Genomic DNA, 19,438 nt, shown 5'->3' with positions numbered 1-19,438 from the left:
AGTCACCAGGGGCTGGGCTCGTAGTCCTTCAGGAAGACGCCGTGGATGTCTTCGCCGGCCTCGCCGCGCACGATCGGGTCGTACACGCGGGCGGCCCCGTCGACGAGGTCGAGCGGAGCATGGAAGCCCTCTTCGGCGAGGCGCACCTTCGTGTAGTGCGGGCGCTCGTCGGTGATCCAGCCGGTGTCGACGGCGGTCATCAGGATGCCGTCGGTCTCGAGCATTTCGCCGGCGCTCGTGCGCGTGAGCATGTTGAGAGCGGCCTTCGCCATGTTGGTGTGCGGGTGGCCCGGGCCCTTGTAGCGGCGCGAGAACTGCCCCTCCATGGCCGAGACGTTGACCACGTACTTGCGGGTCGACGACGATGCGGCCATCGAGGCACGCAGGCGGCTGATCAGCAGGAACGGCGCGGTCGTGTTGGCGAGCTGCACCTCGAGCATCTCGAGCGGATCGACCTGGTCGATCGACTGCACCCAGCTGTTCGAGGTGTTCACGTCTGGCACGAGACCGCCCGCGTCGATCGCGGTGCCGTCTGCGTGCTTCTCGAGCGACGACGACCCGGGGGCCATCGCGAGACGCGCGAGGTCTTCGGCCGTCAGCGCCTGGCCGCCCTGCTCGGCCACGGTTCCGCCGAGGGCCGCGACCGACAGCAGCGGGTGCGAGTCGACGGAGGCCTGCAGCGCCTGCGGATGCGGGTCGACGGTGTGGCCGAAGGTCTCCATCTCGGGCAGCGGACCGTCGGGAAGCGGCTGCAGCTCGGCATCCGCCAGCAGTGAATACGAGCCCGGCGAGCGGCGCACGGTCTGCGCCGCGTTGTTGATCAGGATGTCGAGCGGACCCTGCGCGGCGACCGAGTCGGCGAGCCCGATCACCTGGGCGGGGTCGCGCAGGTCGATGCCGACCACGCGCAGGCGGTGCAGCCAGTCACCCGAGTCGGGCAGCGCCGAGAAGCGGCGAACCGCGTCACGGGGGAAGCGCGTCGTGATCGTCGTGTGGGCTCCGTCGCGCAGCAGCCGCAGCGCGATGTGCATGCCGATCTTGGCGCGGCCGCCGGTGAGCAGCGCGCGCTTGCCGGTGAGGTCGGTGCGGGCGTTGCGCTTGCCGTGACTGAAGCGCGCGCAGTCGGGGCAGAGCTGGTGATAGAACGCGTCGACCAGCGTGTACGGCTGCTTGCAGATGTAGCAGTTGCGGGGCTTGAGCAGCTCGCCCGCGATGGGGGCGTCGACGACGCTGGTCGCGAGGTCGTGGCCACGGGTCTCGTCATCGATGCGGTCGGGCGCACCGGTGGCGGTGCGGGCGACGACGGCCCTGTCGGCGTCGGCGATCGCATCGCGGATCTCCTTGCGACGCACCCGCTTGACGGCCTTGAACATCGCGGCGGTCGCGTGGCGCACGGCGACGAAGTCGGGGTGCTCGTTGTCGATCTGGTGCAGCTCGGACAGAACCCGCAGCGTGGTGGCCAGATCTTCGGGGTCGATGCCGGGTCCGAGGTCGGGTGCAGCGTCGGAGGGGGCATCGGTCATTGTGCCGATTTTACGCGAGATCGCGCGGTGCTTTCCTGGGAAGGCTGGACCGCGGATCGCCGGTCGGCGTTCACAACTCAGCAGGAATCGGCGTCGTCGACGAGAGGCGGGCCGAAACAGCGGGAAAAAGCGGCTTCCCCAGTCGCTGTCTGTGCTGAATTGTGAACGCCTCACTGCTGAGGAGCGGGACCGCGCACGGCCCCGCCCCTCAGCATCCGATGGCTCCGGTGGCTCTGACCGGGTCAGTGTCCGGCGGCGCCGACCACCACGAACTCGCCGGGCACGACGTCGAGCGTCGCCTCGGCGGAGATCTCGCCGGTGTGCAGGTCGACGGCCAGGATGCGGTTCTCCGCGGGCTCCGTCACGTACGCGATGTCTCCGACGACGCGCAGGCCCGGGTGCGGCTGCTGCCACTCTTCGGGGCTCTCCCACGGCTCGATGACATCCCACGAATCGACGACAGCGCCGGCCTCGTCGAGCACGTTGAGCGTGCCGTCGGATGCCAGCACGATGATGTTGTCGTGGCCGTCACGGCCGACCCCGCGCCAGGTGTACTCCACACCCTCGGGCAGGGCGACGACGGACAGGGTCTGCGCATCGGTGTCCACGAGCGCGAGCTGCGAGAGCAGGTAGCCCTCCTGATCGGGGTCCGACTTGTAGTCGAGCGCTGCGATCGCGCTGGTGTCGGTCACGAAGGCATTTCCCGAGCGACCGAACGCGTCGGGGGCGTCGAGCTTCGTGAAGGCTCCGTCTGCGAACACGAGCACGCCGTCTTCGCAGCCGAACACGATGGTCTCGCCCTTCAGGGCGCCCTCGCCGTGCACCCCGGGGCACTGCTCGTCGCGGGCGAGCTCCGAACCGTCGTCGGCGAGCAGACGCACGCCGCTGCGCGACTCCGACGTGCCGATGGTCGACAGCAGCGTGCCGTCCGACAGCTCGATGGCGACGCCGTGGTGAGCCGCTTCCGACTCGACGGTCTGCGACTCCGGCAGGGTTCCGGTGCCGACGGCATCGGTGTCGAAGAGGGTCACGTCGCCGGTGCCGTCGTCGAACAGCGCGGTGCGCCCGGCGTGCGGGGTGGCGTGGCCGGGGATGACCGCGTCGAACACCTCGCCCGTGAACTCGACGGTGTCGGACGCGAGGCCGGTGTCGAGCACGTGGAAGCCGTCGGCCGCGGTGACGAAGACGTGTCCGTCATGGTCGCCGGCCGGGTTGACGCGCAGGAATCCGTCGAGCTCGGCGGAGTCGACGGTCTCGAGGGTCTCGCCGTCGAGCACGACGATGCCGCCGTCGTAGGCGACGGCGACCCTCGTGTCGCCCTCGTGCGCCGATGAGGATTCGTGTTCTCCGGACGCGGATGGCGCTGCGGTCGCGCATCCGGCGAGCGCGACCACGGCGAGCGCGGCGAGCGCGCCGGCCGCGAGGCGGCTGCGGGCAGGTCGGGGCATGGGGTTCTCCTTCTTCTGGGTGGGTGCGCAGGCTGCGCGTGACGACGGATGCCGTCGATGAGTTCGGGTGCGGCTCAGCCGACGAGCTGGATCTGATGGGGATCGAGGCCGTCGAGGGTGCGGGTCACGGCACCGTCGGCGTGGTCGATCTCGAACAGGGCTCCGGTCGCCGGGTCGGAGACATAGGCATGGCGGGCGTCGACCAGGAGCTGCACCCGATCGCGCAGGGAGGGGTCGGAGGTGGATGCCGCGAGGAGCGGCTCTGTTCTGGCGAGCTCGGTGCCGTCCGGAGCGAGCACGCGCACGGTGCCGTCGGTCGCGATCACGACCGTGCGACTCTCGTCGTCGCCGATCGCCGCGGCACGGAGCAGCGGGGTGTCTGCGGCGAGCAGCATCCATTCGCGGGCTCTGACGTCGAGCAACCAGGCGCCCTGGTCGGCGGCGATGCCCGCGAGGTCGGGGCGGTCGGCGCGTCCGGCGAGGTCGGAGGCCGGCGCGGATCCCGCCGGATACGGGATGAGCTCAGCGGCGAGCGCTCCCCCGACCTGTCGGGTGACGAGCACCGCTCCGGCGTCGCAGGCGAAGACGGCGCCCACGCGGGTGAGGTCGGCATCGGTCGAGCTCGTGCAGGGCGCGCCGACGCCGGTCGCGGTGCCCTCGGTGTCGACGATGTGGATCATCTCGTCTGCGGCCGCGAGGAGGTGTCCCGAGAACGGGACGACGGGGCCGGTCGGATCGACGGGGAGAGTGACGCGTGGGGCGTCCTCGATGTCGGCGAGCTTCTCGTGATCGACGAGGGCGACCTCTCTGCCGAAGCGGACGGCGGTGGCGGTGTCGCCGACCCGGATGTCGGCGGGGCCGGTTCCGTCGATCGACCCGGTGATGCCGGCATCGCCGAGGAAAGAGTGCGTGTGGTCGCCGTGCGGCACCGTCCACCGGCCCGAGTCGATGATGTCGACACGGGTGCCGTCTCCGTCGACATGGATCAGGTGGGCGAAACGGCCGACGCCGAGCACGGCATCCGCATCCGCATCCGCATCCGCATCCGCGAGCGTCGAGCGTTCTTCGGTCTCGAGGTCGAGCAGGGTGAGCTCACCGTCCGCGTCGGCGATGACGAGTGCGAGCGCCGGCGATGCGACCTCGGCGGCTCCCCCGCCGTCGACTCCGTCGTTCGGCGCGACCGCCGCGCTCGAGGCGGGTGCGGGAGCGTCGGATGCTGCGCACGAGGTCACGGTCAGACCGGCGGCGAGCAGCGAAGCGAGAACGAGTGTGCGGCCGGCGCGGGGAGAGGGGGTCACGAGACTCCACACTATTGAGAACGATTCTCAATCTCAAGTCGAGGCGCTGTGCGTGGGAGTTCGGGCAGGTCGGACGACACGGCGAAGTACGCGTGCATGGGGGGAGCCCGTGGGCGTTTGCTCCGTCCGGATGCGGAGACTGGGACCTCTGGGGCGCTTTTCACCGTGACGGGCGTAGACGCTGCGCCCACGTCCGACGCGCGCCGGCCCTTGCCGAAACGTCGGACCCTCGGCGTAGGGTCTGAACATGAGCAGCCACACCGAAACCCCAGGAGTCGTCCCGTCCTACCTGCTCGCGCGCCTCGCCGAGTCGGGCCGCTACCCCCGCGCCGCAGCGGCCGCGCGGCAGACGCTCACGGCGGGCAGACCGCCGTTCCGCGCACGCCTCGACCTCTCGATCGACGAGAACGGCGACCTCGTCGCTCAGCTTTCCGATGCTCCCAACCGCACGATCAGCGACGCGGGCAACACGCAGACCCTCCCCGGTGCGATCGTGCGCAGTGAAGACGACGAGCCGGTCGCCGACACGTCCGTCAACGAGGCGTTCGACGGCCTCGGGGCCACGTTCGAGATGCTGCTCTCCGCCTTCGGCCGCAACTCGCTCAACGACGCCGGCGCACCGCTCGATGCGACCGTGCACTACGGCATCGACTACGACAACGCCTTCTGGGACGGCGAGCGCATGGTGTTCGGCGACGGCGACGGCGAGGTCTTCGTCGGGTTCACCTCGTCGACCACCGTGATCGGTCACGAGCTCGCGCACGGCGTCGTGCAGTACACCGCCAACCTGGAGTACCAGGGGCAACCGGGTGCGCTCAACGAGTCGATCGCCGACGTGTTCGGCGCTCTCACCGAGCAGCACCTCCTCGGGCAGAGCGCAGCGGATGCGACCTGGCTGATCGGTGCCGAGATCTTCACGGATGCCGTGCAGGGCAGCGCACTGCGCTCCATGATCGAGCCGGGCACCGCCTACGACGACGACGAGCTCGGCAAAGATCCGCAGCCGGCGCACATGAGCGATTTCGTCCGCACGACCGAAGACAACGGCGGCGTGCACATCAACTCCGGCATCCCCAATCGCGCCTTCGCCCTCTTCGCGATCGACCTCGGCGGCAACGCGTGGGAGACCGCAGGAACCGTCTGGTATCGCGCGCTCACCGGCGGGTTGTCGAGCACCGCGAGCTTCACCGAGTTCGCCGACGCGACCGTCGCCGCGGCATCCGCCATCGACGACGCCACGGCCGCAGCCGCTCGACGTGCGTGGGCGACCGTGGGAGTCTATGAAGATGAGCGAGTCCCCCGCACCGACTGACCCGCAGGTCGTCATCGCGGTGGTGCGCACGGGCGGCATCGCCGGCATCCGTCGCAAATGGCAGGTCGAACCCGATCCCGCCGAGACGCACCACTGGATCGCGATGGTGGACAGCTGCCCGTGGGATGCCGACAGCGACACCGATTCGGGCGCAGACCGCTTCGTCTGGCTGATCAGAGTGCGCACGCCGTCAGAGGAGCGCGAGCGGGAGCTTCCCGACTCCGCGCTGGACGGCCCGTGGCGAGAACTCGTCGACGCCGTCCGTGAGGCATCCGCCTGACGCGCCGCACCGAGCGAGGCGACCGCGACGAACCACCATCGCTGAGGAATGACGACAAGAGGGGACATCATGCCGACGAGCGAAGAGGCCACGCGCCTGCTGCAGCTGTCACGCGACGCCTACGACCGCGGCGATGCGCTGCTGCACCTGCAGGCCGAGGTCAGCCGACTGACCGGCCAGCCCTCGTCATGGGGTTCCGCGGAGAACGACTTCGTGAGCGACGACCACGTCGGCTACTTCCTCAGCGAGGTCGAGCGAATCGGGTGGCGTCTCGAGCACACCGGCTACACGTTCGTCGAATCCGGCGCGACGACCTCGGCGCGCATGCTGAGCACCGGCACCGGCGTCGTCAACCACGGCCATGTCGCGGGGTACTTCACGTTCCGTCGCGTCGGTTGACGGCATCCGTCTGCACCGCCGTCCGAACCGACCGTCTGAACCGACCAATCCGGTGTGAATCCGGCCTCCCTGCCGCGGGGCAGGTCGAGAATGGGACCCATGGGACTTTTCCAGCAGCGCACCGACGAAGAAGAGAACCAGTGGACTCTGCCCTCCGAGCCGCTCGAACGCACCGAGTCGGAGGTGCTCGACGAGGTGCCGGCCGTCGACCCGCTGTCGATCGGCCTGGGACTCGGCCCCGGTGTGTCGGTCAGTTCGGTCGCCTTCCCCGTCGCGCCGCCCGCGCCCGAGTCGTTCTCGACCAAGAACGGCGAACCCGACCCCGAACCCGAGGACTGACGTCGGCCTCGCTGCGCCTCAGTCCGCGAGCTGCGGGGCCAGGTCGACCCGTGTTCGCGGAAGCGCGTCGGGGTGCTCTCGCTGCAGCCAGCCGATGATCTTCTCCCGCACCTCGCAGCGCAGCGTCCACTGATCGCCCGAGTCCTTGGCCGACATCACCAGGCGCACGGTGACGAAACCCCCCTGGGCATCCGTGACGGCCGCGTCCCACGACCGCCCGTCCCACGCCGGCGACGCTTCGACGATGCGCTGGAACTCCTGGCGCAGCTCGTCCATCGGCACCCGCCAGTCGAGATCCAGATAGACCGTGCCGAGGATCTTGTCGGACTTCCTGGTCCAGGTCTCGATCGGCGTGGTCGTGAAATAGCTGCACGGCACGACGAGTCGCCGCTCATCCCAGACGTAGATGACCACGTACGAGAGGTTGATCTCACCGACCCGCCCCCACTCGCCCTGGATGACCACGACATCGCCGACCTTGATCGCATCGGTGAACGCGACCTGCACGCCTGCGATCAGGTTGCCGAGGATCGATTGCGCGGCAAGGCCCGCGATGATACTGACGATTCCGGCGGAGGCGAGAAGGCTCGTGCCGACTGCACGCATCTCGGGGAACGTGAACAGCACGGTGCCCAATGCGAGCACGGCGATCGTGACCAGCACGAGGCGGTGGATGACGAGCAGCTGCGTGCGCCGACGGCGCGCCTCCGGACCGACGAGCACGGCCTCTTCACGGTCGATGAGCCTCTCGAAGCCGAACGAGACCGATGCGGCGAGAAGCCACGACCCGGTCAGGATGGTGGCGATCAAGAAGATCCTCGACACCGATGGCCACCAGGACTGCTCCGCGGGTTCGGTGACGGACGCGGCGATCCAGATTCCGACCACCGCCGCAGCCACGATCATCGCGTTGCGCACCCGACGGGCGAGATCACGCACCCACGGCACCCGCCGGCTGATCAGGTTGGCGACCAGAGCGAGCAGCGCGAGTGCGGCTGCGGCGACGACGATCGCGGTGCCGATTGCCACCGCGCTGCCGATCCAGGAATTCCAGGTGAAGTCGGAAGGCATCACTCCACACTATGCCGCGGGCGGGCAGCACGCGAAAGACGCCGGCCAGCGTGCGGTGTCGCCGCGCGCGGCTACGGTTGAGGGATGACGATCACCGCCGCCGCAGACGGCTCCGCCCTGGGCAACCCCGGCCCCAACGGCTGGGCCTGGTACATCGACGACGACAACTGGGCCGCGGGCGGTTCGCCGCACGGCACGAACAACCAGGGCGAGCTGCGGGCCGTGCTCGAGCTGCTGCAGGCGACAGCAGGCATCTCCGAGAAGCTGATGATCGAGTGCGACAGCCGCTATGTGATCGACTCGGTGACCAAGTGGATGCCGGGCTGGAAGCGCAAGGGCTGGCGCAAGTCAGACGGCGGGCCGGTGCTCAACCGCGATCTGCTCGAAGGCATCGACGAGGCCATCCGCGGGCGCGACGTCGAATTCTCGTGGGTCAAGGGCCATGCCGGTCACTCGTTGAACGAGGCGGCGGACGAGCGCGCGAACGCCGCCGCCAAGGCCTATCAGGCGAAGCAGGAGCCGCGCCGCGGGCCCGGTTTCACCATGGCGACGGATGCCGGGGCCGCCGTCGCGGCATCCGCACCGATCGCCGCGGCCGCTCCGGCATCCGCTCCCCCTCCTGTCTCGACTGCTGCCACCACGAGCGCGCAGACGGCGATCGCCGAGCCGCTGTGGGCCGAGGCATCCGATCTGCTCGATGGCCTCGACGCCCCTGTCGACGATCCGATCGTCGTGAGCCTGGCACTCTCGAGCGATGAGCACGCGAGGTTGCGCGACAGCGCTGAGGCGCAGGGCATCTCGCTCGAAGAGGCGCTCCGCCGCCTGATCTGAGGCGCGCGGGGCTTCAGTCGCACAGCCCGCGTACACTCGCACCATGCCCAAGAAGAGTGTCGCGCGTACCGTCGGTCGGATCTTCCTCGGCTCCTTCCTCCTCTTCGCCGGCGTCTCGCATCTGACCTTCGCGCGAGACGAGTTCCAGGCGCAGGTGCCGGACTGGGTGCCGCTCGATCCGGACGTGACGGTGCTCGCCTCGGGCGTCGTCGAGGTCGGTCTGGGTGCCGCCCTGCTCGTCGCACGCAAGCGTCGGGGGCTGGTCGGCGTGATCACCGCGCTGTTCTTCGTCGCCGTCTTCCCCGGCAACATCGCGCAGTGGGTCGAGCACCGCGACGCCTTCGGCCTCGACACCGACATGAAGCGCTTCGTGCGGCTGTTCTTCCAGCCCGTGCTCATCGCACTCGCGATCTGGTCGACGCGCACCCCGCGCCGCGGCGATCGCACGGCCGCGCTCTGACCTCGTCGCCGCTGCTCGTTCACAATTCAGCACGAAAGCCGGCAAGCCAGCAGAAAGGAGGCGGTTCTCGCGAGAACCGCCTCCTCATGCTGAATTGTGAACGTCAGACCGCGAGCAGCTCCCGCTCGAGGCGTGCGTACGAGGTCTCCATGCCGTCGGCCATGCCGGTGGCGAGGATCATGTCGCGCGTCTCCTTGTCGGGGTACTCGATGTAGAGCGTGATCAGCGTCGCACCGTCCTCTTCATAGAGGTTCAGGTCGTTCAGCGTCTCGACCGGCATCCCGACCATCCGCTCGGTCTGCACCGAACGCCGGGGCGCGTCGATGAGCAGCGCCTCGCCCTCGAATCCGAACGCCTGCCCCTCGGTGTCGCCCACGGGCGCCCACGAGTTGCGGTAGGTCTGGCCCACCTCGGTCGCGACGACGCACTCGGTCATCTCCCACCCGTCGGGGCCCAGCAGCCACTGCTTCATGAGTTCGGGATCGTTGTGCGCACGCCAGACCAGCTCGCGCGGCCCCTCGACGAGACGCGTGATGCGCACGTGGGTGTCGTCGAGCAGCTCGACCTGCGTGCCCTTGCCCTGCGCGTAGTCGCGGAGGTCCTGCAGCACCGCGTCGAGCTGGCTCATCGCGAGCTTCGTGCCCTCGACCGCGCCCATCGACACGACCTGCTCGAGTGCATCGGCCGAGCTGAAGTAGCTCGTGGTGACCATCCGCGTGCCGTCTGCCGTGGGCTCGAACGTGAACACCATGCGCATGGAGGGCAGGTCGGGGTCGGGCGTGCCCTCTTCATCGGCGAACGCGTCGAGCACCTCGAAGCCGTGCGGGGCATCGATGCGCAGGAACTCCCACGTGCCCGAGGCCTTCTCGCCGCGGGGGCCGTTCATCGTGTAGTTGGCCTTGCCGCCCACCGTGTGGTCCCACTTCGTGAAAGTGGCCGGCCATCCGGGAGGGCCCCAGAAGCGCTCGAGCTGACGCGGGTCGCTGTAGGCGTCCCAGACCCGCTCGACAGGGGCGGCGAAATCTGCGAGAACCGTCATGGTCAGGTTCTCGGCATCAGTGGTGACATCGGTGACAGGCATTGTCAGTCTCCTTCTTCGGTTCGTGGTTCATCGGTGGTGTCGTCGTCGGACCGATCGGTCCCCGAGCGTGCCGGCGTCTCGGCCAGCAGCTCGTCGAGTCGGGCGATGCGCGACCGCCACAGCTCTTCGTATCGGGCGAGCAGCGCCCTGGCGCGGGCGATCATCTCGGGGTTCGCGCGGACGAGCCGCTCGCGTCCCTCGGCGCGCTTGACGATGAGATTCGCTGCTTCGAGCACGGCCACGTGCTTCTGCACCGCGGCGAACGACATCTCGTATTCGGAGGCGAGGGTCGAGACGGACTGCTCCCGCTCGATCGTCCGGCGCAGGATGTCTCGCCGGGTCGACGTCGCCAGTGCGTGGAACACACGGTCGACCTCCGCTTCGCTCAGTTCTCTTTGTGCAACCATTTGGTTGTACGTTAGACCTGGGCTGACCGGATGTCAACAGGTTCGATAATTGAACTGGCAGGTTCGAGCGCTCCCGCCTTCCGCACCGCGCGGCAGACCACTCGATCTGCTGGAAGGAAGACACTATGAAAGCTCTCCGTTACGTCGAGATCGGCAAGCCGCCCGTCGTCGTCGACATCCCGATTCCGAAGCCGGGGCCGGGTCAGGTCCTGCTCAAGGTCACCGCTGGCGGCGTCTGCCACTCCGACGACTACGTCATGGGCCTCCCCGAGAAGGACTACCTCGAGCAGAGCTACCCGCTGCCGCTGACGCTCGGTCATGAAGGCGCGGGCATCGTGCACGAGATCGGTGAGGGCGTCGACTCGACGCTGAAGGTCGGAGACGCCGTCGCGGTCTACGGGCCGTGGGGCTGCGGTCGCTGCCACAACTGCTCGCAGGGCATGGAGAACTACTGCACGAATGCCGCCGCTGAGGGCATCCGCCCTCCCGGTCTCGGCAGCCAGGGTTCGATGGCCGAGTACATGATCGTCGACGACGCCCGCCACCTCGTGCCGCTCGGCGACCTCGACCCCGTGCAGAACGTCTCGCTGACCGATGCGGGCCTCACTCCGTACCACGCGATCAAGCGCTCACTCCCGAAGCTCGGTGCAGGCACCTTCGCGGTGGTCATCGGCACCGGCGGCCTCGGCCACGTCGGCATCCAGATCCTGAAGGCGATCTCGGGTGCCACGGTCATCGCCCTCGACGTGAACGGCACCAAGCTGGCGCTCGCCACAGAGGTCGGCGCCGATCACGTGCTGATCAGCGATGCCTCCGCCGCCGACAAGATCCGCGAGATCACCGGCGGCCTGGGCGCGAACGCCGTGTTCGACTTCGTCGGCGCCAACCCGACGATGGCGCTCGCGCAGAGCGTGGCGGCGCTGGATTCCGACGTCACGATCGTCGGCATCGGCGGCGGGACCATGAGCCTCGGCTTCGGCTCGATCGCCTACGACGCGGCCGTGCGCATCCCCTACTGGGGCTCCCGCTCCGAGCTGATCGAGGTCCTCGACCTCGCCCGCGCGGGCAAGATCCACGTGCAGACCGAGACCTACTCGCTCGACGACGGCCCGAAGGCCTACGAGGATCTCGCCGCGAACAGCATCCGCGGTCGCGCAGTCATCGTCCCGTGACGCACGAGAGCCGTGCGGTCGAGCACCGACCGCACGGCGCTCCGGTCACCCCCGGTCAGGTCAGAGCGGCGAACCGCCGTCGACCGTCGCGACGACCGCGACGATGTGCCCGCCCTTGCGCTCGACCCGGCGCACCGACGCGGGGTCGACGGCATCGCGCTCGAGCATCCGCCATGGCCGTGCCGAGATGTCTGCCCCGCCCGTCGCGCAGGCCAGACGCGCCAGCGGTGAGAGCACACGCCAGAACCCGTGCGGCGGCTGCATGTCGACGATGCACGCCCGTGCGTCGGGGCGCAGGCTCGCCCGCGCTCGACGCCAGGCCTCTTCTCGCTCGGAGATCACACTGAGCGAGTAGGTGGCGAGCAGGGCATCCGCACGGCCGTCGCCACCGCCGCGCAGCTCGGTCACGGCCTGGACCACCGCTTCGGGGCTCAGCTCTGCCGCATCCGCACGGATCAGGCGCACCCTGTCGCCCCAGCCCTCCCGGTCGATCCGCCTCTGGGCCACGGCCAGCATCTCGGCGCTGCGATCGATGCCGATCACGAACCCCGACGGCCCCGTCGCGTCGAGCAGCAGCGCGAAGTTCAGACCGGTGCCGCATCCGAGGTCGACGACGGCGTCGCCGGTGCTCAGGTCGATCAGAGAGATCCCCGCCAGGCGTCCGGCCCGATACACCGGGCGCTCACCGGAGAGCACGTCGTACCACCGCGCACCCACGCCGTAGCGCCGCATCAATGCCGCCATCCGCCCTCCCGCTTCCGGGTCCACTCTAGGCTTCAGGCATGAGCACCCCTTCTCGCAGACCGGCGCGCGCACTGACCGCACGTGAAGCAGGCGGACGCATGTGGGACCTGGTCGTGATCGGAGCCGGCAGCGCCGGACTCGTCGGGTCGCGCACCGCGGCCGCGCTCGGCGCGCGCGTGCTGCTGGTCGAGGCGCACCGGTTCGGCGGCGAATGCCTGCACACCGGCTGCGTGCCGTCGAAGGCGCTCATCGCGTCGGCCGCCGCCGCGCACGCCGCGCGCAGCAGTGCAGGACTGGGCGTGACCACGGGCGAGATCCGGGTCGACTTCCCCGCCGTCATGCAGCACGTGCACTCCGCGATCCATGACATCGAGCCCGTCGACTCCCCCGAGACGCTCAACCGAGACGGCGTCCACACGCTCGTCGGACGCGCGCGGTTCGACGGCCCTCGATCCGTCGTGGTCGGCGGTGAACGCATCGCGTTCCGTGACGCGCTGATCGCCGCGGGAAGCACGCCGGTGCGCACGTCCGTCGAGGGCGAGGCGTCGATCGACGTGCTGACGAACGAGACGTTCTGGGATCTGGAGGAACTGCCCGCTCGGCTGCTGGTGCAGGGCGGCGGCGCGATCGGCTGCGAGATCGCACAGGCGATGGCGCGTCTGGGCAGCGCGGTCACGATGGTGCACCGCGGTGATCGGCTGCTTCCGAAGGAGGATGCCGCGGCGAGCGCCGTGGTCCTCGCAGCGCTGCGGGCGGACGGCGTCGACGTGCGCCTCGGCACGACCGTGCGCTCTTTCGATTCCGCCGGGTCCGACGACGATCCCTCCCCGTCAGGAACCGCGACGCTGAGCGACGGCACGCAGGTCGCTTTCGATCGGGCGCTGGCGGCACTGGGTCGTCGCGTCGAGGCCGGAGACCTCGAACTGTCGGCAGCCGGTGTGCGCCTCGATCGCCGCGGAGCCGTCGACGTCGACGCCTCGCTGCGCACGTCGAACCCGCGCATCCGTGCCGCCGGTGATGTGACCCCGTTGCCGCGGTTCACGCACACCGCCGGCATGTACGGCAGCGTCGCCGCGACGAACGCCGTTCTCGGGCTCTCCCGCAGGATCGACGCCGACGTCGTGCCACGCATCACGTTCACCTCGCCCGAGGTCGCGGCCGTCGGCATCACGCCGGACGATGCACCTGGACGCGGGATGCGAGTGGTCGTGCAGTCCCACGCTCATCTCGATCGGGCGATCGCCGACGGGCACACCGACGGCTTCACGAGCATCGTCGTCGACCGGCGAGGCCGCGTCACCGGCGCCGTCATCGTCGGACCGCGGGCCGGAGAGTCGCTCGCGGAGTACACCGTGGCGGTGAAGACCGGCATGAACGTGCGCACGCTGGCCACGACGATGCACGCCTACCCGAGCTACTCCGACGCCGGGTGGAATGCCGTCGTGAAGGAGGCGCAGCGCGGCCTCCGCGGCGGGGCCGTCGCATTCGGCATCCGCGTCCTGGGCCGCATCCATCGTCGCCGCGGCTGAGCCCGGCCCGACTCAGCGCAGGCTGCGGTAGCCGACGACGATGCGCTGCACAGCGCTGACGGCCACGAAGAGCGCCCACACCAACGCGATCTGCCACGCCCAGAACGGCAGGATGAGCCACAGCGCATGCACGGCGATGGTCTCGGTGCCCTCGGCTATCCGCCCGAGGAAGGAGAGCGACCGCCCGTCGTCTATCGTTCGCCCGGTGCGCTCGGCGATCGAGGAGAAGGCGAGAAAGGCCGTGCCGTTCACGTAGTAGACGAGGAGCACCAGCAGGAACGGCCACCACGGAGCGCCGAACTGCGCCGTGGCACCGAAGGCGACCCCGACGACCGTGGCACCGTAGACGACGAAGTCGGCGGTGATGTCGAGGAATCCGCCCGCGTGGGAGGGCGCGGAGTCCCGCCCCTGCGACTCGGCCAGCCGTCGGCGGCGTCGGGCGAGGGTGCCGTCGAGACCGTCCGCGATCCGCGAGACGAGCCAGAGCACGAGGGCGACCCACCACAGCTGGAACCCGGCTGTGACGGCGGATGCGACGCCGAGTGCGAGTCCGAGCACCGTCAGGCGGTCGGGAGTGATCCCCGGGCGATCGAGGGCGGCGGCCGTCACCTCGAGTGGTCGGGCGAGCACGGCCCGCAGAGAACGGTCAAGCATCGTGGCCACTCTCTGTCCTCTGCGCCGACGACGAGCGGCCGCCGTTCCGGCGGCGCAGGATCGCCGCCGTCACGACGCCGCCGAGGATGAGCACGCCCAGCACGGCCACCGCGATCCAGAAGGGCGGTCCGAGCTCGAGTCCGAACGCGCCGAGCGCCACATAGGCGGCGGACCCGGGGAGGATGCCGATGGCCGTGCCCAGCGCGTAGTCGCGTCGTCGCACCGCCGTCAGCCCTGCGCCGTAGTTGATGAGCGTGAACGGGATGATCGGCACCAGCCGAGCGCCGAGGACGGCGAGGAATCCGCGGTGCGCGAGGGCGGCGTCGAGGCGCGCGACCCGAGCCCCGGTGAGCCGCTCGACCGCCTCTCTGCCGAGCGCTCGACCGATCACGAACGACGCGGCGGCGCCCAGCAGAGCACCGACGTAGACGAGCACCAGGGCGAGCCAGAATCCCCACACGAGACCCGCCGCGATCGTGAGCAGATTCTTGGGCACCGGTGTCAGCGTGAGGGCGGCGTACCCCGCCACGAAGAGCAGCGCGCCGCCCGGTGCGAGGCTCGCCGCCCAGTCACGCACCGCGTCGATGTCGCTCGGAGCGAGGAAATACCCAACCGTTCCGACGAGGGCGACGAACAGGAGGAGAAGCACGAGGCGGACGATCGCCGACCGCTTCGAGGGGGCGTCTCTGACACGCGAATCACCAGCGTCCACAGCATCCTCCCCGACTCCTATACCCTAGCCCGGCGCGATATGCCGATACACCGATTCCGAAGCGAGGAACCCCTGATGAGCAGCATCGCACGACGACCTCGGAGAACCGCAGCCCTCGCTCTCGCCGTGCCGCTGCTCGCCCTCACGGCCTGCGCGGCACCCGAGAGCAGCGCGTCGACGGCATACGACGACTGGGATGCCGTGCTCGCGGATGCCGAGGGTCAGACCGTGCAGCTGTGGATGTACGGCGGCGACGACCAGGGCAACGCCTACGTCGACGACATCCTCACCCCGGCCGTCGCGGAGTACGGAGTGACGCTCGAGCGCGTGCCCGTGACCGATACCGGAGATGCGCTGAACCGCGTCTTCACCGAGATCCAGGCCGGCCGCTCCGACGGCACGGTCGACCTCATCTGGGTCAACGGCGACAACTTCCGCACCGGCAAGGAGGCCGATGCCTGGCTGTGCGACTGGACCGACCTGCTGCCGTCGATGGCTGCCACCGATCCTGACGACCCGCTGCTGCAGTCGGACTTCGGCACGCCCGTCGACGGCTGCGAAGCCCCGTGGCACAAGGCGCAGTTCACGCTCGCCTACAACGCCGAGGCGATCCCCGACCCGCCGACGACCCTCGCCGGGGTGCTCGACTGGGCCGAAGCCCACCCCGGACGCTTCACCTACCCCGCCCCGCCGGACTTCACCGGTTCGGTGTTCGTTCGCGAGGTGCTGGCGAGCGTCTCGGGCGGTGCCGACGAGGTGCCCGCTGCGTACTCGGACGAGGCCTTCGACGAGCTGAGCCCTGCTCTCTACGACCGACTGAGCGAACTGGCCCCGAGCCTGTGGCGCGGCGGTGACACGTATCCCGCGAACGAAGCCGAGCTCGGTCAGCTCTTCGCCGACCGTCAGATCGACATGACGATGACCTACGGGCCCGCGACACTCACCGATCTCGTCGCCGACGGGACGTACCCGCCGGAGACCACCGTGCTGCCGCTCGAGGACGGCACCGTGGGCAACGCGAGCTTCCTCGGCCTGCCCGCCAACTCCGACTCGATCGCGGGGGCGATGGTCGTCGCGAACGTCGCACTCTCGGCGGAGCAGCAGGCTGCGAAGGCCCAGCCCGACGTATGGGGCCAGTTCACGGTGCTCGACATCGAGAGCCTGCCGGACGACGACCGCGCCCTGTTCGACGCCCTCCCGATGTCGCCGGTCGTGCCAGGGTACGAGGTGCTCTCCGAGAACGCGCACGGTGAGCTCGCAGCCGAGTGGGTCCCCGCGCTCGATGAGGGCTGGCGGACGGGCGTGCTCGACCGATGAGCTTCGCGCCGGTGGCGCGCCGTCGTGGGAGCACCCGTCAGCTCCTCCGCGGCACGCTGCTGGTGCTCCCCGCCGCCCTCGTGACGCTGCTCGTCGTGGGCGGCGGCATCGGCGCCACGCTGCTCCAGGCCCTCGGACTCATGCCCATCGCGGGTCCCGTGACCCCCGGGATCGACGCCTTCCTCGCGCACCCGCGCGACCTCGCCGCCGCGACGGGGGTGTCGATCGCCGTCGCCGCGGCGTCGACCGTGATCGCCGTCGTCATCGGCACGGGCGCTGCGGTCGTCATCGCGTCCGGTCGCGCGGGCAGTCGCCTGCTCGCCGCCCTCGGCGCGACGACCGTGACCGTGCCGCACCTCATCGGCGCCGCCACCATCGGGCTGCTGCTCTCCGACGCTGGCGTCCTGCCCCGACTGCTCGGGATCCCGCCCGAGTCGTGGGCGCCCTGGGTGGGGGGTCCGTTGTGGGGTGCCGTGATCGCCGAGTTCGCCTGGAAGGAGTCCGCCTTCGTCGCGCTCGTCGTCACGGGCACCCTCGCCACCCGGATCGCCACCTACGACGAGGCGGCCGCGCTGCTCGGCGCCGGCCGGTGGCGGCGCTTCCGTCATGTGCTGCTGCCCCTGACCGCGCCGACGATCGTCATCTGCGCCGCGATCAGCTTCGTCTACGCTCTCGGGTCGTACGAGGTGGCGTGGCTGCTCGGTCGCACCTACCCCGAGCCACTGCCCGTGCTCGCCGTGCGGCTGTTCCAGGGCGTCTCGCTGGCATCTCGTCCCGAGGCAGCGGCCGTCGCGCTCGTGACCTGCGCGATCTCGCTCGCCATCGTGGCCCTCACCTTCGCGGCGCTCCGGCGCACGGCCGTCTGGCGGTGATCGGATGCCGTCGCCGACCCTGCCGATGCAGAGCACCCCCACCATGCAGAGCGCCCTCACCACGCCACGAGGCGCCGGCCGTGTCATCCGCGTGGCGCTGACGATGCTGCTGGTGGCCTGGTTCGCTCTGCCGTTCCTCCCCCTCGTGCTCTGGGCGTCCGCCGACGCCTGGTCGTTTCCGTCTCCCCTGCCCACGGCATGGGGAGTGCAGGGCCTCGAGGAGGCTCTGGGCTTCGGCCTGGTGCCGGGATTCGCCCGGTCCGTGCTGCTCGGATTGGTCGTCGCCGCGGTCGCCACACCACTCGGCGCCCTCGCCGCGCGGGCGCTGACCTTCGGCACCGTCCCCTTCCCTCGCACGGTCTCGGCGCTGCTGCTCGCACCCATCGCCCTGCCACCGTTCGCCGCGGTCCTCGGCGTCAACGTGCTGCTGCTGCGCGCATATGTGCCTCCGATCGTCGGCGTGGTCCTGGTGCTCGTCGTGCTCGCTCTGCCGTACACGACGTTCGTGATGCGCGCGGCGTACGGCGCCTACGACCTGTCATACGAAGAGGAGGCGCGACTGCTCGGCGCCACGCCCTCTCGAGTGCTGCGCCGCGTGCACCTGCCGATGATCGCCCCCGCGCTCGCGCGGGCCGCGTTCCTCGCATTCCTCGTCGCGTGGAGCGACTACATCGTGACGGTCATCGTCGGCGGCGGCGAGCTCGTCACCCTTCCGCTGATCGTGGCAGGAGCCGCCGCCGGTCTCGGCAACGACGCCGCCGTCGCCGTCATGTCCCTCGGAGCGGTCATCCCCCCGGTGCTCCTCCTCGTCGCCGTCCTGACCCTGCGTGGATCCGGCCGAGCCGCTGGCGGAAGGCGCCGCAGGCCATCCGCTCCCCCGAACACCACCTCCGCCGCCTCGTCTTCCCACCCCACGACCCCAGGAGCTTCCGCGTGAGCGCCGACCTCGTCCTCGACGGACTCGACAAGAGATTCCCCGGCTCGCCGACGCCTGCACTGCGGGCCTTCTCTCTCACGGTGGCCGCCGGCACCTGCACGGCCGTGCTCGGCCCCAGCGGGTCGGGCAAGAGCACCCTGCTCCGGGTCATCGCCGGGCTGGAAGACCCGGATGCCGGAACGGTGCGCATCGGCGGCACGGATGTCGCCGGGATCGCGGCGGAGCGTCGCGGAGTCGGGATGGTCTTCCAGCGCTCGCTGCTGTTCCCGCACCTCTCGATCCTCGACAACGTCGCGTTCTCCGACCGCGTGTCGGGCATGAGCCGCAGGGCAGCGCGATCCCGCGCCGACGACTACCTCGAGATGGTGCAGCTGCAGGGGTTCGGCGACCGCCGGGTCGGCGAGCTGTCGGGTGGTCAGGAGCAACGGGTCGCGATCGCCCGGGCTCTCGCAGCGGAGCCGGCGGTGCTGCTGCTCGATGAGCCGTTCAGCGCTCTCGATCCCGCGCTGCGCAGCGACATGCACGACCTTCTCGAGGCCGTGCGCCGCGCTGTCTCGCCCACCATCGTGCTGGTCACACACGATCGAGACGAGGCGGCACGGGCGTCGGATCGCATCGCCCTGGTCGAGCACGGCGTGCTGCTGCACGAGGGCACCGTGCGCGAGGCGTACCGCCAGCCGCAGAATCTGCGAGCGGCGCAGCTCATGGGAGGTCGGAACGCGATCGCCGGCGAGGTTCGCGACGGGCGTCACCACAGCGCGCTCGGCTCGGTGCCGGTGCCGCCTGAGACACCGACAGGTGCCGGAACACTCGTGATCCGGCAGGAGGACGTGGCCGTGCTCGCAGACGACAGCGATCGGGCGGCCCCGTCGGGCGCGATCTCGGGCGTCGTGGAGTCGGTCCGGGTGACCGGTGCGCGGTCCGACATCGTCGTGCGCTGCGGCGGCGCCGCGCTGCATGCCGAGGCGCCACCGACGCAGCGGTGTCAGCTCGGCGACCGTGTGCGGCTCGCGCTGCCGACCACCGCCGTGCACGTGATCGCCGGCTGATCC

At 70.1% G+C, this 19,438-nt stretch carries 21 protein-coding genes; 12 read left to right on the top strand and 9 right to left on the bottom strand.

Annotation, left to right across the window (positions count from 1 at the left end; all coding sequences use genetic code 11):
• Window positions 1–2 precede the first annotated feature (2 nt).
• The 3 genes from MRBLMI13_RS09895 to MRBLMI13_RS09885 all read right to left on the bottom strand — a co-directional run bounded on the left by MRBLMI13_RS09895 (window position 3) and on the right by MRBLMI13_RS09885 (window position 4,269).
• The gene (locus MRBLMI13_RS09895) at window positions 3–1,523 is read right to left on the bottom strand and encodes an SDR family NAD(P)-dependent oxidoreductase (protein ID WP_042538217.1); all 1,521 of its coding nucleotides are present in this window, start codon (window positions 1,521–1,523) and stop codon (window positions 3–5) included.
• Between the two features lie 242 nt (window positions 1,524–1,765).
• Window positions 1,766–2,971, bottom strand: coding sequence for a hypothetical protein (locus MRBLMI13_RS09890; RefSeq protein WP_367822198.1), 1,206 nt, complete (start codon window positions 2,969–2,971; stop codon window positions 1,766–1,768).
• Window positions 2,972–3,045: 74 nt separating this feature from the next.
• On the bottom strand, window positions 3,046–4,269 hold the full coding sequence (locus tag MRBLMI13_RS09885) for a hypothetical protein (protein WP_367822196.1): 1,224 nt from the start codon (window positions 4,267–4,269) through the stop codon (window positions 3,046–3,048).
• Between the two features lie 247 nt (window positions 4,270–4,516).
• On the opposite strand from MRBLMI13_RS09885, the gene MRBLMI13_RS09880 reads away from it, so the two are divergent.
• The 4 genes from MRBLMI13_RS09880 (at window position 4,517) to MRBLMI13_RS09865 (ending at window position 6,599) form a co-directional block, all read left to right on the top strand.
• Complete coding sequence (locus MRBLMI13_RS09880; protein ID WP_367822194.1) at window positions 4,517–5,581, top strand: M4 family metallopeptidase; 1,065 nt, start codon at window positions 4,517–4,519, stop codon at window positions 5,579–5,581.
• Entirely contained in the window at window positions 5,556–5,861 is a 306-nt protein-coding gene (locus MRBLMI13_RS09875; RefSeq protein WP_042538225.1) for a protealysin inhibitor emfourin, read from the top strand. Before MRBLMI13_RS09880 ends, MRBLMI13_RS09875 begins: the two co-directional genes overlap by 26 nt.
• Window positions 5,862–5,930: 69 nt before the next feature.
• Complete coding sequence (locus MRBLMI13_RS09870; protein ID WP_042538227.1) at window positions 5,931–6,260, top strand: hypothetical protein; 330 nt, start codon at window positions 5,931–5,933, stop codon at window positions 6,258–6,260.
• Window positions 6,261–6,359: 99 nt separating this feature from the next.
• Window positions 6,360–6,599, top strand: a complete 240-nt coding sequence (locus tag MRBLMI13_RS09865) for a hypothetical protein (RefSeq protein WP_367822191.1) — start codon at window positions 6,360–6,362, stop codon at window positions 6,597–6,599.
• Between the two features lie 18 nt (window positions 6,600–6,617).
• On the opposite strand, the gene MRBLMI13_RS09860 is transcribed toward MRBLMI13_RS09865, so the two are convergent.
• Window positions 6,618–7,670 carry a mechanosensitive ion channel family protein gene (locus MRBLMI13_RS09860; protein WP_367822189.1) on the bottom strand — a complete coding sequence of 351 codons (1,053 nt, stop codon included), beginning with the start codon at window positions 7,668–7,670 and terminating at the stop codon, window positions 6,618–6,620.
• 84 nt (window positions 7,671–7,754) lie between these two features.
• Here MRBLMI13_RS09860 and MRBLMI13_RS09855 point away from each other — a divergent pair, with 84 nt between their 5' ends.
• Window positions 7,755–8,501, top strand: a complete 747-nt coding sequence (locus tag MRBLMI13_RS09855; RefSeq protein WP_367822187.1) for a ribonuclease H family protein — start codon at window positions 7,755–7,757, stop codon at window positions 8,499–8,501.
• Between the two features lie 43 nt (window positions 8,502–8,544).
• Complete coding sequence (locus tag MRBLMI13_RS09850) at window positions 8,545–8,961, top strand: DoxX family protein (protein ID WP_367822185.1); 417 nt, start codon at window positions 8,545–8,547, stop codon at window positions 8,959–8,961.
• 103 nt (window positions 8,962–9,064) lie between these two features.
• Here the strand turns inward: MRBLMI13_RS09850 and MRBLMI13_RS09845 are convergent, their stop codons facing one another.
• Window positions 9,065–10,042 (bottom strand): SRPBCC family protein, encoded by a 978-nt coding sequence (locus tag MRBLMI13_RS09845; RefSeq protein ID WP_056375372.1) that lies wholly within the window; start codon window positions 10,040–10,042, stop codon window positions 9,065–9,067.
• A 2-nt stretch (window positions 10,043–10,044) separates the two neighbouring features.
• A complete protein-coding gene (locus tag MRBLMI13_RS09840) occupies window positions 10,045–10,449 on the bottom strand; it encodes an ArsR/SmtB family transcription factor (protein WP_309693160.1) in 405 nt (134 codons plus the stop codon).
• A 125-nt stretch (window positions 10,450–10,574) separates the two neighbouring features.
• Between MRBLMI13_RS09840 and MRBLMI13_RS09835 the strand changes: the two genes are divergently transcribed.
• Window positions 10,575–11,621, top strand: coding sequence for an NAD(P)-dependent alcohol dehydrogenase (locus tag MRBLMI13_RS09835; protein ID WP_367822182.1), 1,047 nt, complete (start codon window positions 10,575–10,577; stop codon window positions 11,619–11,621).
• Window positions 11,622–11,681: 60 nt separating this feature from the next.
• Here MRBLMI13_RS09835 and MRBLMI13_RS09830 read toward each other — a convergent pair whose 3' ends face one another.
• Window positions 11,682–12,365 (bottom strand): class I SAM-dependent methyltransferase, encoded by a 684-nt coding sequence (locus MRBLMI13_RS09830; RefSeq protein ID WP_367822180.1) that lies wholly within the window; start codon window positions 12,363–12,365, stop codon window positions 11,682–11,684.
• A gap of 38 nt (window positions 12,366–12,403) precedes the next feature.
• Here MRBLMI13_RS09830 and MRBLMI13_RS09825 point away from each other — a divergent pair, with 38 nt between their 5' ends.
• Window positions 12,404–13,894 carry a dihydrolipoyl dehydrogenase family protein gene (locus MRBLMI13_RS09825; RefSeq protein WP_367822178.1) on the top strand — a complete coding sequence of 497 codons (1,491 nt, stop codon included), beginning with the start codon at window positions 12,404–12,406 and terminating at the stop codon, window positions 13,892–13,894.
• Window positions 13,895–13,906: 12 nt separating this feature from the next.
• Here MRBLMI13_RS09825 and MRBLMI13_RS09820 read toward each other — a convergent pair whose 3' ends face one another.
• Window positions 13,907–14,548 (bottom strand): CDP-alcohol phosphatidyltransferase family protein, encoded by a 642-nt coding sequence (locus tag MRBLMI13_RS09820; RefSeq protein ID WP_056376407.1) that lies wholly within the window; start codon window positions 14,546–14,548, stop codon window positions 13,907–13,909.
• Window positions 14,541–15,260 carry a TVP38/TMEM64 family protein gene (locus MRBLMI13_RS09815; protein ID WP_367822176.1) on the bottom strand — a complete coding sequence of 240 codons (720 nt, stop codon included), beginning with the start codon at window positions 15,258–15,260 and terminating at the stop codon, window positions 14,541–14,543. The genes MRBLMI13_RS09820 and MRBLMI13_RS09815 overlap by 8 nt, the downstream gene beginning before the upstream one ends.
• Before the next feature lie 75 nt (window positions 15,261–15,335).
• On the opposite strand from MRBLMI13_RS09815, the gene MRBLMI13_RS09810 reads away from it, so the two are divergent.
• The 4 genes from MRBLMI13_RS09810 to MRBLMI13_RS09795 are packed head-to-tail and all read left to right on the top strand — an operon-like array spanning window position 15,336 to window position 19,435.
• Window positions 15,336–16,577 carry an ABC transporter substrate-binding protein gene (locus tag MRBLMI13_RS09810; RefSeq protein WP_367822174.1) on the top strand — a complete coding sequence of 414 codons (1,242 nt, stop codon included), beginning with the start codon at window positions 15,336–15,338 and terminating at the stop codon, window positions 16,575–16,577.
• Window positions 16,574–17,449 carry an ABC transporter permease gene (locus tag MRBLMI13_RS09805; protein WP_367822173.1) on the top strand — a complete coding sequence of 292 codons (876 nt, stop codon included), beginning with the start codon at window positions 16,574–16,576 and terminating at the stop codon, window positions 17,447–17,449. Before MRBLMI13_RS09810 ends, MRBLMI13_RS09805 begins: the two co-directional genes overlap by 4 nt.
• Window positions 17,450–17,453: 4 nt before the next feature.
• Window positions 17,454–18,386, top strand: a complete 933-nt coding sequence (locus tag MRBLMI13_RS09800; RefSeq protein WP_367822171.1) for an ABC transporter permease — start codon at window positions 17,454–17,456, stop codon at window positions 18,384–18,386.
• A complete protein-coding gene (locus MRBLMI13_RS09795) occupies window positions 18,383–19,435 on the top strand; it encodes an ABC transporter ATP-binding protein (RefSeq protein ID WP_367822169.1) in 1,053 nt (350 codons plus the stop codon). Before MRBLMI13_RS09800 ends, MRBLMI13_RS09795 begins: the two co-directional genes overlap by 4 nt.
• The last annotated feature ends 3 nt before the right edge of the window (window positions 19,436–19,438 follow it).

Origin of the sequence: Microbacterium sp. LMI13-1-1.1 (assembly GCF_040815625.1) — a bacterium.
GTDB classification, from domain to species: Bacteria; Actinomycetota; Actinomycetes; order Actinomycetales; family Microbacteriaceae; genus Microbacterium; species Microbacterium forte.
Note: the sequence above shows the minus strand (reverse complement) of the source record. Positions and strands in the feature narration are given on the sequence as shown.